The sequence below is a fragment of the Rathayibacter sp. AY1C9 genome, from assembly GCF_002932315.1.
Classification (GTDB): domain Bacteria; phylum Actinomycetota; class Actinomycetes; order Actinomycetales; family Microbacteriaceae; genus Rathayibacter.
Map to the genome: position 1 here is coordinate 18,780 of NZ_PSVZ01000029.1, position 13,708 is coordinate 32,487.

Genomic DNA, 13,708 nt, shown 5'->3' on the forward strand with positions numbered 1-13,708 from the left:
CGACTCCGGCACCACCTCCGACATCCGGCACCACCCACGACGCAAGGAGAGACACCCATGGCTCAGAGACAGTCGATCTTCGGCCGCATCGCGCAGCTCGCGAAGGCCAACATCAACGCGCTCCTCGACCAGGCCGAGGATCCGCAGAAGATGCTCGACCAGATGGTCCGCGACTACACCGACAGCATCCGCGACGCCGAGGCGGCGATCGCCACCACGATCGGCAACCTGCGCCTGCTCGAGGACGACTACCGCGAGGACGTGCAGAACGCCCAGGAGTGGGGCGGCAAGGCCCTCGCCGCGAGCCGCAAGGCCGACGAGCTGCGCACCGGCGGGAGCGCCGGCGACGCCGACAAGTTCGACGCGCTGGCCAAGGTCGCTCTGCAGCGCCAGATCCAGTCCGAGAAGGAGGCGAAGGACGCCGAGCCGACCATCGCCTCGCAGACCGAGGTCGTCGACAAGCTCAAGTCGGGCCTGAACCAGATGCGCGAGAAGCTGCAGCAGCTCTCGAGCAAGCGCGACGAGCTGATCGTGCGCTCGAAGACCGTCGAGGCGCAGAGCCAGGTCCAGGACGCCGTGAAGAGCATCGACCTGATGGACCCGACGAGCGAGGTGAGCCGCTTCGAGCAGAAGATCCGCCGCGAGGAGGCGCGCGTCCGCGGCGCGGAGGAGCTCGCCTCCTCGAGCCTGGACGCGCAGTTCGAGTCGCTCGAGGACCTCGGCGAGATGACCGAGGTGGAGGCGCGCCTCGCCGCGCTCAAGTCCGGCCGCCCGCAGGACTCGATCGGCTCCTGAGCCCGTGCGCCTCCGGCGGTCCCGCCGGAGGCGCACTCCCCTTCCCGACACGCGCGGAGCGAAGGCTGGCAATCGCCATGGTGCGGTGCCGCCGCCGTCCCCGTAGTGTTCACACCAGGTTGCCCTTGACCCCGGTCGCCCTGATGCCGCGTCCGGCCCCTACCGACGCGGTGAACCATGAGCGGACCGCCCCCGTCGGGATCGCTCACCGAGAGACCGTCGACGCCGACGGTCACCACGAAGAGCGAGGCGCCGATGAGCACCCCCACCACCACGTCCGTCACCGGAGGCGCCCCCCGCGTCGTCCGCACCCGCCCCCGCGCCGACGGCCGCGTCAACCCGACGACCGAGTACTCCGGTCTTCTCAGCACGGTCCGCGACGCGGGGCTCCTCCGCCGCCGCACCGGCTTCTACTACACGATGTTCGGCGCGCTGGTCCTCGCGCTCGGCGGCATCGTCACCGGCTTCGTCCTGCTGGGCGACTCCTGGTTCCAGCTCCTGCTCGCCGCCGCCCTCGGCATCGTGCTGACGCAGTTCGCCTTCCTCGCCCATGAGGCCTCGCACCGCCAGGTGTTCGAGTCCGGCAAGGCCAATGACGTCGCCGGCCGCACCCTCGCGAACCTCTTCGTCGGCATCAGCTACTCCTGGTGGATGACCAAGCACAGCCGCCACCACGCGAACCCGAACGTGCTGGGCAAGGACCCGGACATCGAGCGCGACGTCGTCTCCTTCACCGCCGAGGACGCGGCCCGCTCGCGCGGCCTCTACGCCTGGCTCACCCGCCGCCAGGGCTACGCGTTCTTCCCGCTCCTGCTGCTCGAGGGCCTCAACCTGCACCTGCACGGCTTCCGCACCGTGTTCGGCAAGGGCAAGGTCGACAAGCGCTGGGTCGAGATCACCATGCTCGTCACCCGCGTCGGCCTCTACCTCGCCGTCGTCTTCTGGGCCCTCCCCCTCGGCATGGCGTTCGCCTTCGTCGGCGTGCAGCTGGGCGTCTTCGGCCTCTACATGGGCGCCTCGTTCGCGCCGAACCACAAGGGCATGCCGCTGCTGCCGAAGGAGGCGCGCGTCGACTTCCTCCGCCGCCAGGTCCTCACCTCGCGCAGCATCCGCAGCACCTGGTTCACCGACCTCTACATGGGCGGCCTCAACTACCAGGTGGAGCACCACCTCTTCCCGAACATGCCCCGCCCGGCGCTGCGCCGCGCGCAGGTCATCGCCAAGGAGTACTGCACCACCCACCAGATCCCCTACACCGAGACCTCGCTGATGGAGTCGTACGCGATCGTCGTCCGCTACCTCAACAAGGTCGGCCTGTCGGCCGGCGGCGACCCGTTCGACTGCCCCGCCGCCTCCGCCTACGGACGCTGAGCACTCCCCCTTCGCAGGCCCCTCGCACCTTCCCGGTGCGGGGGGCCTCCGTCGTTCGCGGGAGCGCAAGGGGGTGCCCCCGCGGGCGGCGGAGTCGTAGCGTCGGGACATGAGCAGCTCCGACTACGACATCGAGCCCACCCCCACCGACACGACCGACGGCACCGACACGACCGACGGCGCGCGCACGCCCGACCCCGCCACCGAGACCGGCACCTCCGCGGGCCTCGACGAGGTCGGCGGCGCGGCCTCCCCCCTGGCCGACGGCGTCGGCGCCGACGGCGAGGAGCAGAACCCCCCGCTGCCCGACTGGGGCCCCACCGACGGCGTCCACGGCACCGACGCCGAGACCGACGCCTCGGGCACCGAGCAGCACTGACACGGCTCCGCGAGGGACCTCCCCGGCCGGTCGGCGAACGTTCCGACCGTGTTCCGAGGAGGTCCCTCCGTGTTCGCCGGAGGGTCGGCCGGCGCTCGGTCGGCGCGCCCTACACTGGCGAAATGCAGCCGACCGAACGCGCCCTCCGCGTGATCTCCTACAACCTCCGGGAGCACCGAGCGCACGCCGAGATCGCCCCCCTCGCCGCCCGCCACGACATCGACGTGCTGTGCCTGCAGGAGTGCGACACCACGAAGCTGCCGCAGGAGGTGGGCTCGCTCCGGCTCGCGTCCGTCACGGCCCGCAACCGCCTGGGCCTGGCCGTCTACTACTCGCAGGACCGCTTCGAGCTCTCCGGCAGCGCCGCGTTCGAGCTCAGCAAGTCCATGCACGACCGCGTGATGTCCCCCGCTCACGAGCGCCTGCTGGCCGTCCGCCTCGATGACCGCGACGGCGGATCGATCGCCGTCTCGTCCTTCCACGCCGCTCCGCTCTCGGCCGGCAACGCCCTGCGCCGCAAGCAGATCGACGAGGCGCTCAACCGGCTGCGCGAGTACGCGCCGGACACCCCCTCCCTGATGGTCGGCGACTACAACTACCCGTGGTTCTTCCGCGGACTCGACCGCCGGATGACCCGGAACGGCTACCTGGTCTCGCGGAGCGACTCCCCCACCTACGCGCGCTACCGCTACTTCAGCGGCCACTTCGACTTCGCGATCAGCGACTCCGTGCGGATCGAGCGGGTCTCCACGCTGCCCCAGGGCGTCTCGGACCACCTCCCGGTGATGGTCGACGCGCACTACGGCGTTCCCGCCGCCTGAGCGCGGGGCCCGCGGGCCCGCGCGGTCGGTAGGCTCAGGGGGTGACGACCCTGATCCTCGCCCGGCACGGAGAGACTGTCTGGCACTCCGAGAACCGCTTCGCGGGCTCCTCCGACATCGCGCTGACCCCCCGGGGCCAGGACCAGGCGGCGACTCTGGCCGCCTGGGCCGTCGACGCCGACCTCGAGGCGGTGTACTCCTCCACCCTGGTCCGGGCCGTGCGCACCGCCGTGCCCGCCGCGCGGGCGGCCCACCTCGAGCTGCAGCCCGACCCGGCCCTGGTCGAGGTCGACTTCGGCCGCGGCGAGGGGCTGACCACCGACGAGATGGAGAAGCGCTTCCCGGACGAGTACCACGCGTGGGTCGCGGCGCCGGCCATCCAGCCGATGCCCGGCGGCGAGTCCGGCCTCGACGCCGTCGCCCGCGCGAACACCTCCCTCGCCCGCATCCACCGCGAGCACCCCGACGGCCGCGTGCTCGTCGTCGCGCACGGCACGCTCATCCGCCTCCTGCTGTGCGCCTACCTCGGCATCAACCCCGAGACCTATCGGCACACCTTCCCGGTGGTCGACAACGTCTCGCTGACCACGCTGCGCTGGGACGCGACCGGCGTCGGCCTGCTCGGATACAACGTCCCGCCCGTCCAGACGCAGCGGCGCTCCAGCTGAGCGCAGCGGCCGCCCCGGAGCGGCGCCCGGCGAGCGCGGGCTCGATCGGCCTGGTGCTCGGGTCGGTCGCGAGCGTGCAGCTGGGCGCCTCCTTCGCCGTACTGCTCTTCCCCGCCGCGGGGCCGATCGGCACCGTCACGCTCCGGCTGGTGTTCTCGGCCGTCGTGCTGCTCCTGGTCTGCCGTCCGCGGCTGCGCGGCCACAGCCGGAGCGACTGGGCCACTGTCGCCGCCTACGGTCTCGCCCTCGGCGGGATGAACGCCTGCTACTACGAGGCCATCGCCCGGATCCCGCAGGGCGCCGCCGTCACCCTCGAGGTGCTCGGGCCGCTGACGCTCTCGGTGATCGCCGGGAGGAGCGTGCTGAGCCTGGTCTGGGCGGTGCTCGCGCTGGCCGGGGTGGTGACCCTGTCGCAGGGCGGGTTCTCGGCGCTGGACCCGGCCGGCGTCGGCTTCGCGCTGGGAGCCGCAGTGCTCTGGGCCGCGTACATCGTCTTCGCCGGCCGCACCGGCGGGCGGTTCCAGGGGATCGACGGGCTCGCGCTGGCGCTGGCGGCCGGCGCGATCGTGTCGCTGCCGTTCGGCCTCGCCTCCGCCGGGCCCGCCCTGGTGGTGCCGCCGGTGCTGCTCCTCGGGCTCGCCGTGGCGGTGCTCTCCTCCGCGGTGCCCTACGCGCTGGAGCTGCTGGCGCTGCGGCGCCTGCGCTCCTCGACCTTCTCGATCCTGATGTCGCTCTCCCCCGGGGCGGCCGCGCTCTCGGGCTTCCTCGTGCTCGGCCAGCGCCTCAGCGCCGTCGAGGCCGTCGGGATCGCGCTCGTGGTCGCCGCGAGCATCGGGGCGGTGCGGACCGCGCGGACCTCCGCCTGAGCGGCAGTTCTTTTGTTAGGCTAACTATGTGCCATCGACCGAGACCGCTCAGATCCAGACCCCGCACACCGATCTCCCGCTGACCTCCCTCGCGGGCGAGGTGCGGGCAGCGGTCGGCCGGCTCGGACGGCGGCTCCGGCAGGAGAAGGCCCAGCACGAGCTCAGCGATCCGCAGTTCAGCGTGCTCGCGCTCCTGCACCGCGAGGGCGCGAAGACCCTCGGCGAGCTGGCCGAGGCGGAGCGGGTCCGCCCACCCTCGATGACCCGCACGGTCGGCTGCCTGGTCGACGAAGGACTCGCGGAGCGCCTCGCCGACCCCGCCGACGGCCGCGTCACCCGCATCCGCCCCACCGGGGCCGGCACCGCACTGGTGCTCGACGTGCGCCGCATCCGCGACGCGTGGCTCGTGGCGCGCCTCGAGGAGCTCCCTCCCGAGGACCTGCGCCTGCTCCACGACGCGGCGGCGGTCCTGCGCGCGGTGGCCGACCGATGAGCGCGATGTTCCGCTCCCTCGCCGTGCCGAACTACCGCATCTGGTTCGCGGGCGCGATGGTCTCGAACGTCGGCACCTGGATGCAGCGCACGGCCCAGGACTGGATCGTGATCAACGACCTGACCGACCACGACGCGACGGCGCTCGGCGTGACCATGGCGCTGCAGTTCGGACCGCAGCTCGTGATGGTCCCCTTCTCCGGCTTCATCGCCGACCGCTTCGACCGGCGGAAGCTCCTGATGGCCACCCAGGGCGCGATGGGCGCGCTCGGGCTCGGCCTGGGACTCATCGTCGTGACCGGGGTCGTGCAGCTCTGGATGGTCTACCTCTTCGCCCTGCTCCTCGGCTTCGCCGCGGCGATCGACGCGCCCGTGCGCCAGACGTTCGTCTCGGCGCTGGTCGAGGAGCGCGACCTCACCAACGCCGTCTCGCTGAACTCGGCCTCCTTCAACTCGGCGCGGATGATCGGACCGGCCCTCGCGGGCGTGCTCATCGCCGCGGTCGGCTCCGGCTGGGTCTTCCTCCTCAACGCCGCGAGCTTCCTCGCCGTCCTGCTCTCGCTGCGCGCACTCCACCGCGACCAGCTCCGCAGCGCCCCGCGCGCCACGCGCGGCCCGGGTGCGCTGCTGGAGGGGTTCCGCTACGTCTCGAAGCGGCCGGACATCCTCGTGGTGCTCGCGATCGTGTTCCTGATCGGCACCTTCGGCCTGAACTTCCCGATCTTCGCCTCGACGATGGCGACGGTCGAGTTCGACATGGGGGCGAGCGAGTTCGGCCTCCTCTCCTCCGCGATCGCCGTCGGCTCGGTGCTGGGGGCGCTCCTCTCGGCTCGCCGCGATCGCCCGAGGCTCCGGCTCATCGTCGGCGCCTCCGCGGCGTTCGGCGTCGCGCTCGCGCTGGCCGGCGTCATGCCGACGGTCTGGGCGTTCGCGATCCTGCTCCCCTTCGTCGGCATCGCGGCGCAGACGCTGATGACCTCGGCCAACGGCTACGTGCAGCTCTCGACCGCCCCCGAGATGCGGGGCCGGGTCATGGCGCTGTACATGGCCATCTTCGTCGGCGGCACCCCGATCGGCGCACCGCTGATCGGCTGGGTCGCGAACGCCTACGGTCCGCGCCAGGCGATGCTGGTCGGTGCCGCCTCCGGGATCGCGGCGGCCGCCATCGGACTCGCCTTCCACCTCCGCCTGCGCCGCGCCGCCCGGCTCGCGGCCCCCGGGCCGGAGGCTCTGCCCGCCACCGGCGGAGTCCCCCTGCTGCGCCCGCGCGCCTAAGCTCCGTCGGCCGGTCCGCACGCCGGGCGGATCCGCGGACCGCCCACTCGACGGGTCGCCCCCGACGCGGGGCGCGACCGCCGCCCGCCCTCAGGCCTCGCGGGTGATCTCGACGCGGACGAAGAGCTTCGACGAGCGGGGCCCGGCGAACACCCCGCGCAGCGGCGCGATGTCGTTGTAGTCGCGGCCGCGGCCGACGATGACGTGGCGGTCGCCGATGTCGATCAGGTTCGTCGGGTCGTAGCCGCGCCAGGCTCCTCCGCAGAACCACTCGACCCACGCGTGGGACTCCCCCACCACGGTCTCGCCGATCTCGGCGTGCGGCTTGGGGTGCAGGTAGCCCGAGACGTAGCGCGCCGGGATGCCCACCGAGCGCAGCGCCCCAAGGACGATGTGCGTGATGTCCTGGCAGACGCCCTCTCGCGCGGTCCACGACTCCGTCGCGGTGGAGTGCACGCCGGTGACGCCCTGCCGGTAGGTCATCGCCCGGCCGATCGTCTCGGCGATCGTGAGCGCGGCCTCGCACGGGCCGGCCGCCTCGTCCGCGAGCGAGCGCGCCATCGCCGCGAGGTCCTCCGGCGGCGCGGTGCGGTGGGTCTGCTTCGACTGCTCCACGTACTCGGTGCGCGTCTCGACCTGCTCGGACAGCTGATCCCACCCGGTCGGGTGGTCGGGGTGCTGCTTCGGCCGGATCTCGACGAGCGAGGTCGCCGTCAGCGAGAGCTCGCGGTGGGCGTCGAGCACGTCGAACGACGAGACGCGGGTGCCCCAGTAGTCGGTGTAGGCGTGCACCGAGGTCACCGGCCGGATGTCGAGGTTCGAGAACAGCACCAGCTGCCCGTCCGAGGAGGCGGGGAGCATCCGCGCCTCGTTGTAGGACGCGACCACGTCCCCCGCGTAGGTGAAGCCCGTGGTGTGCCTGATGCGCAGCCTGCTCACAGCGCCTCCCCGATCCAGCTCGGCATGACGTTGGTGGGGAAGTACCGCTGGCGGATCGCCTCGGAAGCGGCCGAGGTCGCCTCCTGCACGCTGTCCATGTGCCGCGGCAGGTCCTCGAGGATGTCGGTGATCGGCCGGAACTCCAGCTCGCTGCGGATCCGCCCGAGGACGCGCTGCGCGTCTCCGGAGTGGCCGATGCGGCCGGTGCGCGGCTCGATGTCGCGCATGCACGCCTCCGCCCGCGAGACCGAGAAGAGGATCGAGCGCGGGAACAGCCGGTCCAGGAGGAGGAACTCGGCCGCGTTCCGCGCGCTCGGCACGCCCCGGTAGGTGCGCAGGTACGCCTCGTAGGCGCCGCAGGAGCGGAGGATCGTGGTCCAGGAGGGGCCGCTCGCCTCGGTCAGCGAGCGGGTGGCGAGCAGGCGGGCGGTCATGTCGGCGCGCTCGATCGAGCGGCCGAGGGTGAAGAACTGCCAGGCCTCGTCGCGCGAGGTCGCCGACTCGATGATGCCGACGGCGAGGGCGGAGCGCTCGCGCACCCAGCTGAAGAACTCCGACACCCGCTCGCCCGAGACGCGGCGCGGCATCCGGGTGCGCGTGGTGTTGAGGCACTCCCAGAGCTCGGTCGAGACGATCTCGCGCGCCCGGCGGGCGTTCTCGCGGGCGGCGCCGAGCGAGTAGGCGATCGAGGCGGGGTTCGTGCGGTCGATCGCGAGGATCGCCAGCACGTCGGCGCGGGTGATCTCGCGCATGTCGTCGGGCGGGGTCGAGCCCATCACGGACAGGAGCGAGCGGCAGGCCGTGTCCTCGTCGATCCACGGGTCCTCGAGCAGGAGCTGGAGGTGGACGTCGAGGATGCGGGCGGTGCCGTCGGACCGCTCGATGTAGCGGCCGATCCAGAACAGCGACTCGGCGATCCGGGAGAGCATCAGTCGTCCTCCCCCGCCGCGAGCGTCTGCTGCTGCTGCTGGTCCTGGTCGGTGTTCGGCGCGTCCTGCGGCGAGTGGTCGGGCGTGTGGTTGAGCGGGTAGACGATCGGGATGGAGCTGGTGACCGCGGCCTGCTCGGCGACGAGCGCCTGGATGTCGCGCGCCTCGGGCTCGGCGCTGCGCGCCTCCTCGAGGCCGACCACCCAGGTGTCCTTCGATCCGCCGCCCTGCGACGAGTTGACGACGAGCTGCCCCTCCGGGAGGGCGACGCGGGTCAGGCCGCCGGGCAGCACCCAGACGTCGGTGCCGTCGTTCACGGCGAAGGGCCGCAGGTCGGCGTGCCGGGGGCGCATCCCGTCGTCGACGAGGGTGGGGATGGTGGAGAGCTGCACGACCGGCTGCGCGATCCAGCCGCGCGGGTCGGCCTGGAGGCGGGAGCGCAGCTCCGCCAGCTCCTTCGCCGAGGCGGCCGGCCCGACGACCAGGCCCTTGCCTCCGGAGCCGTCGACCGGCTTCACGACGAGCTCGTCGAGGCGGTCGAGCACCTCCTCGAGCGCTCCCGGATCCTCGAGCCGCCACGTGTCGACGTTCTTGATCACCGGCTCCTCCGAGAGGTAGTAGCGGATGAGGTCGGGCAGGTAGGTGTAGACGAGCTTGTCGTCGGCGACGCCGTTGCCGACCGCGTTGGCGATCGTGACGTTCCCGAGCCGGGCCGCGAGCATCAGCCCGGGCGAGCCGAGCATCGAGTCGGCGCGGAACTGCAGCGGATCGAGGAACTCGTCGTCCACGCGGCGGTAGATCACGTCGACCCGGGTCGGGCCGGAGGTGGTGCGCATGAACACCTTGCCGCCCGTGCAGAACAGGTCGCGGCCCTCGACCAGCTCGACGCCCATGAGGCGGGCGAGGAGGGTGTGCTCGAAGTAGGCGGAGTTGTAGACGCCCGGGGTGAGCACGACCACGGTCGGGTCGTCGACGCCCTCGGGGGCGGAGGCGCGGAGGGCCTGCAGCAGCTTGTTCGGGTAGTCGCCGACCGGGCGCACCCGCATCGAGACGAACAGCTCGGGCAGCGTCTGCGCCATCACCCGGCGGTTCGAGATGACGTAGGAGACGCCGGAGGGCACGCGGACGTTGTCCTCGAGGACCCGCCAGCCGCCCTTCTCGTCGCGGATCAGGTCGATCCCGGACACCTGGATCCGCACGCCGTTCGCGGGGACGATGCCCGCGGCCTGCCGGTGGAAGTGGCTGGAGCTCGAGATCAGCCCGGCGGGGATGACGCCGTCGGCCACGGCGTTCTGCGGGCCGTAGACGTCGGCGAGGAACGCCTCGAGAGCACGGACCCGCTGCTTGATGCCGGTCTGCACCTCGTTCCACTCGGCGCGCTCGATCACCCGGGGGACGGCGTCGAGGGGGAACGGCCGCTCCTCCCCCGCAAAGTCGAAGGTGACGCCCTGCGCGAGGTAGGAGGAGGCGAGCGCGTCGGTGCGGCCGCGCAGCTCCTCCTGGGTCATCCGCGCGAGCGAGGAGTAGATGTCGCGGTAGGCGCCGCGGACCCCGTCGGGGCCTCCGGTCGACGCCACGTCGGCGAACATCTCGTCCCAGGGGGTGGCGCCCGTGTCGGGCCGCTCGACCTTCTGGGACCCGTATCCGTCGAAGAGGTCACCCATGGCACGACTCTAGTGCGGGGCGTATTGCGGGGATGTTTCGGGCGGCCGCGGGGCGAGCGGGGCGGGTCGGCGACGTCCGGGCACGGCACCGGCGCCGGGCCTCCGACAGCCCGGCGGAGGCCCGGGGATCCACGGGAATAGATCCGGCCGCACGTGGTTGAATGAGGATGTACATGCAAACGCATGGACCAGGCCCCACCGGGCCGGAGGACAGAAGGAGCGCCTGATGCAGTTCGGCATCTTCACGGTCAGCGACATCACGACCGACCCCACGACCGGACGGACCCCGTCCGAGTCCGAGAAGATCCAGGCGACCCTCGCGATCGCGCTGAAGGCGGAGGAGATCGGCCTCGACGTCTTCGCCCTGGGCGAGCACCACAACCCGCCGTTCTGGTCCTCCTCCCCCACCACCACGCTCGGCTACCTCGCGGCGAAGACCGAGAGGATCACGCTCTCCACCGCGATGGCCCTCATCACCACGAACGACCCCGTGAAGCTCGCCGAGGACTACGCGATGCTCCAGCACCTCGCCGGCGGCCGCGTCGACCTGATGCTCGGCCGCGGCAACACCGGCCCCGTCTACCCGTGGTTCGGCAAGGACATCCGCCGCGGCATCGAGCTGACGATCGAGAACTACGACCTGCTGCACCGCCTGTGGACCGAGGACTTCGTCGACTGGGAGGGCCAGTTCCGCACTCCCCTCCAGGGCTTCCAGTCGACCCCGCGCCCCCTCGACGGTGTCGCGCCGTTCGTGTGGCACGGATCGATCCGCTCCCCGCAGATCGCCGAGCAGGCCGCCTACTACGGCGACGGCTTCTTCGCGAACCACATCTTCTGGCCCGCCTCGCACACCCAGAAGATGGTGCAGCTCTACCGCCAGCGCTTCGAGCACTACGGCCACGGGACCGCCGACCAGGCGATCGTCGGCCTCGGCGGGCAGATCTTCCTGGCGAAGAACTCGCAGGACGCGGTCTCGCAGTTCCGCCCCTACTTCGACAACGCCCCCGTCTACGGCCACGGCCCCTCGCTCGAGGACTTCACGGAGCAGACCCCGCTCACCGTCGGCTCCCCGCAGCAGATCATCGACCGCACCCTCGGCTTCCGCGAGTACGTCGGCGACTACCAGCGCCAGCTCTTCCTGATGGACCACGCGGGACTCCCGCTGAAGACCGTCCTGGAGCAGATGGACATGCTCGGCGAGATCCTCCCCGCCCTCCGCGCCGGCTTCGCCGAGGGCCGCCCCTCGCACGTGCCCGACGCCCCCACCCACGCCTCCCTCGTGGCCGCGCGCGACGCGCAGCCCGCGGCCGAGCCCGTCACCGTCTAGTCAGGAGCTCTCCATGGACACCCGCAGGATCACCGTCCTCTCGGCCGGCCTCAGCCAGCCGTCCTCGACCCGGCTGCTCGCCGACCGCCTGACCGACGCCGCCGAGTCCTCCCTCACCGAGCAGGGCTTCGCCGTCGAGCGGAGCGTCGTGGAGCTGCGCGACCTCGCGCACGACGTCACGAACAACCTCCTCACCGGCTTCGCGAGCCCCGCTCTGCAGACCGCGCTCGACGCGGTCGCCGGCGCCGACGGCCTGATCGCCGTGACGCCGATCTTCACCACCAGCTACAGCGGGCTCTTCAAGTCGTTCGTCGACGTGCTCGACACGGAGGCGCTGCGCGGCCTGCCCGTGCTGCTGGCGGCCACGGGCGGGTCCCCCCGCCACTCCCTGGCCGTCGACTACGCGATGCGCCCGCTCTTCACCTACCTGCACGCGGCGCCCCTCGCGACCACCGTGTTCGCGGCGACGGACGACTGGGGCGGCGCGACCGAGGACGGACGGGCGCTGCCCTCGCGCATCGAGCGCGCCGGACGCGAGCTGGCCGATCAAGCCGCCCGCTCCTCCCGCTCGGGCTCCACGCCCGACCCCTGGGCGCTCGACGGCTCGTTCGAGGGGATGCTCGGCCGCCGCGGCTGAACGCCCGCCGCGCGGATCGGCCGCTCCTCTCATGGATCGGCCGATCCGTCCAGCCGCGATACCCGCGGCCCTGCCGGAATAGCCTGCCCCCGGGAGCCTGCCGCTGGCCCCCGGAAGGAGGCCGTCATGGGCCTGACCAGCAAGGGGCTCCCCTCGGGGGCTCTCGACCTCTCGCAGCTCGGACGCGCGGTCCTCGACCGCCGCCGCTTCCTCGGAGCGCTCGGCGTCGCCGCCTCCGTCCCGGTCCTCTCCGGCTGCGGCTTCGCCCCCGCGGGCCCCGCGGCGAGCGCCGGCAGCGACACCCTCACCTTCACCACCTGGGGCACCGACGCCGAGCTGGCCGGCTTCCAGCGCGCGATCGACGCGTTCCAGTCGGCGAACGCCGGCGCCACCGTGACCCTCAACGCGGTCCCGTACGAGCAGATGTTCACCAACATCGACGCGCAGCTGCAGGCGGGGAACCCGCCGGACGTCTTCCGGGTCCCGTACTACACGTTCGGCAGCTACGCCGGCCGCGACCAGCTCCTGGACCTGTCGGGCTTCCTCGACTCCGACGTCGCCGAGCGGTTCACCGATCCGGCCTGGGCCGCGGTGCAGAGCGGCGGGAGCCCCTTCGGCGTCCCCCACCACACCGACACCTCGCTGATCCTCTACAACACGCAGGTGCTGGCCGACGCGGGCGTCACCTCCTTCCCCTCCTCGCCCGAGGAGGCGTGGACCTGGGAGGAGTTCACCGAGGTCGGGCGGAAGCTGCGCGCCTCGCTCCCCGCCGAGCGCTACCCCTTCGCCTACAACTGGCAGGGCAACGGCGTCACCCGCTGGCTGAGCCTGCTCTTCCAGGCCGACGGCCGCTTCCTCACCGAGGACCTGTCCGGGCCCGCGATCGACTCCGCCGCCGGCCGCGCCGCGATCGACTTCAGCCGCAGCTTCTTCACCGACGGCCTCGTGCCGCCGAGCAGCTCCGTGCAGGCGACCACCTACGCCAGCGACCTCTGGTACTCGCAGACCACCGCGATGACCTTCGCCGGCGCGTTCCTCATCCCCGACGCCGACTCCACCCTCGACTTCGAGTGGGGCGCCACCTACTCCCCGCGCAACGTGCGCGGAGGCGGCGACTTCGGCGGCAACGCCCTCGTCGCGACCAAGGCCGCGAAGAACCCGGAGCTGGCCGCCTCCTTCCTCGCGTTCGTGACGGAGGAGGAGGCGATGCGCGACTTCTGCGCCGGCGCCTCCCTCCTCCCCACCCGTCGCGACCTCACGGAGTCGGGCATCGAGTTCGCCGTGCGCCCCGAGCTCGCCGAGGTGTTCCTCGGCCAGGCGGGCACCGTCCAGGCGTCCGACTCGGCGCAAGTCGCCTCGCCCGACATGGCCGCGATCATCACGGTGCTCAAGGAGCAGCTGGAGCAGGCCTTCGTCGGCGGGCGCAGCACCGAGGACACCATCGCCGGCCTCACCTCCGGCATCGCGGCCGCGACGCAGTGAGCCGGTCGGTCCTCGCGCCGGAGGCGGTGACCGCCCGCCCCCGGCGCGAGGACCGACCGGCTC

14 protein-coding genes are annotated in these 13,708 nt (G+C 72.2%); 11 read left to right on the forward strand and 3 right to left on the reverse strand.

What is annotated here, in order from left to right; translation table 11 throughout:
* The first annotated feature begins 57 nt into the window (after positions 1–57).
* From C5D09_RS15275 to C5D09_RS15310, 8 genes are all read left to right on the forward strand, one after another.
* Entirely contained in the window at positions 58–795 is a 738-nt protein-coding gene (locus tag C5D09_RS15275) for a PspA/IM30 family protein (RefSeq protein WP_104269683.1), read from the forward strand.
* A 255-nt stretch (positions 796–1,050) separates the two neighbouring features.
* A complete protein-coding gene (locus tag C5D09_RS15280; RefSeq protein WP_104226226.1) occupies positions 1,051–2,166 on the forward strand; it encodes an acyl-CoA desaturase in 1,116 nt (371 codons plus the stop codon).
* 109 nt (positions 2,167–2,275) lie between these two features.
* Positions 2,276–2,545 (forward strand): hypothetical protein, encoded by a 270-nt coding sequence (locus tag C5D09_RS15285; RefSeq protein ID WP_104226203.1) that lies wholly within the window; start codon positions 2,276–2,278, stop codon positions 2,543–2,545.
* Between the two features lie 122 nt (positions 2,546–2,667).
* Entirely contained in the window at positions 2,668–3,366 is a 699-nt protein-coding gene (locus tag C5D09_RS15290) for an endonuclease/exonuclease/phosphatase family protein (RefSeq protein WP_104223855.1), read from the forward strand.
* A gap of 41 nt (positions 3,367–3,407) precedes the next feature.
* On the forward strand, positions 3,408–4,034 hold the full coding sequence (locus tag C5D09_RS15295) for a histidine phosphatase family protein (protein ID WP_104223854.1): 627 nt from the start codon (positions 3,408–3,410) through the stop codon (positions 4,032–4,034).
* A gap of 53 nt (positions 4,035–4,087) precedes the next feature.
* The gene (locus C5D09_RS15300; RefSeq protein WP_258067024.1) at positions 4,088–4,900 is read left to right on the forward strand and encodes a DMT family transporter; all 813 of its coding nucleotides are present in this window, start codon (positions 4,088–4,090) and stop codon (positions 4,898–4,900) included.
* A gap of 28 nt (positions 4,901–4,928) precedes the next feature.
* Positions 4,929–5,393, forward strand: a complete 465-nt coding sequence (locus C5D09_RS15305; RefSeq protein WP_258067025.1) for a MarR family winged helix-turn-helix transcriptional regulator — start codon at positions 4,929–4,931, stop codon at positions 5,391–5,393.
* The gene (locus C5D09_RS15310; RefSeq protein ID WP_104223853.1) at positions 5,390–6,667 is read left to right on the forward strand and encodes an MFS transporter; all 1,278 of its coding nucleotides are present in this window, start codon (positions 5,390–5,392) and stop codon (positions 6,665–6,667) included. Before C5D09_RS15305 ends, C5D09_RS15310 begins: the two co-directional genes overlap by 4 nt.
* Before the next feature lie 90 nt (positions 6,668–6,757).
* On the opposite strand, the gene C5D09_RS15315 is transcribed toward C5D09_RS15310, so the two are convergent.
* Genes C5D09_RS15315 through C5D09_RS15325 form a run of 3 tightly spaced genes read right to left on the reverse strand, consistent with a single transcriptional unit; the run spans position 6,758 to position 10,199 of the window.
* The gene (locus C5D09_RS15315) at positions 6,758–7,606 is read right to left on the reverse strand and encodes a transglutaminase family protein (protein ID WP_104223852.1); all 849 of its coding nucleotides are present in this window, start codon (positions 7,604–7,606) and stop codon (positions 6,758–6,760) included.
* Positions 7,603–8,535, reverse strand: coding sequence for an alpha-E domain-containing protein (locus C5D09_RS15320; RefSeq protein ID WP_104223851.1), 933 nt, complete (start codon positions 8,533–8,535; stop codon positions 7,603–7,605). The genes C5D09_RS15315 and C5D09_RS15320 overlap by 4 nt, the downstream gene beginning before the upstream one ends.
* Positions 8,535–10,199: a circularly permuted type 2 ATP-grasp protein gene (locus tag C5D09_RS15325; RefSeq protein WP_104226201.1), complete on the reverse strand. Its 1,665-nt coding sequence runs from the start codon at positions 10,197–10,199 to the stop codon at positions 8,535–8,537. The genes C5D09_RS15320 and C5D09_RS15325 overlap by 1 nt, the downstream gene beginning before the upstream one ends.
* A 226-nt stretch (positions 10,200–10,425) precedes the next feature.
* Between C5D09_RS15325 and C5D09_RS15330 the strand changes: the two genes are divergently transcribed.
* From C5D09_RS15330 to C5D09_RS15340, 3 genes are all read left to right on the forward strand, one after another.
* Positions 10,426–11,526, forward strand: coding sequence for an LLM class flavin-dependent oxidoreductase (locus C5D09_RS15330; protein ID WP_104223849.1), 1,101 nt, complete (start codon positions 10,426–10,428; stop codon positions 11,524–11,526).
* Positions 11,527–11,539: 13 nt separating this feature from the next.
* Entirely contained in the window at positions 11,540–12,163 is a 624-nt protein-coding gene (locus tag C5D09_RS15335) for an FMN reductase (RefSeq protein ID WP_104261452.1), read from the forward strand.
* A gap of 126 nt (positions 12,164–12,289) precedes the next feature.
* Complete coding sequence (locus tag C5D09_RS15340; RefSeq protein WP_104223847.1) at positions 12,290–13,645, forward strand: sugar ABC transporter substrate-binding protein; 1,356 nt, start codon at positions 12,290–12,292, stop codon at positions 13,643–13,645.
* Positions 13,646–13,708 lie beyond the last annotated feature (63 nt).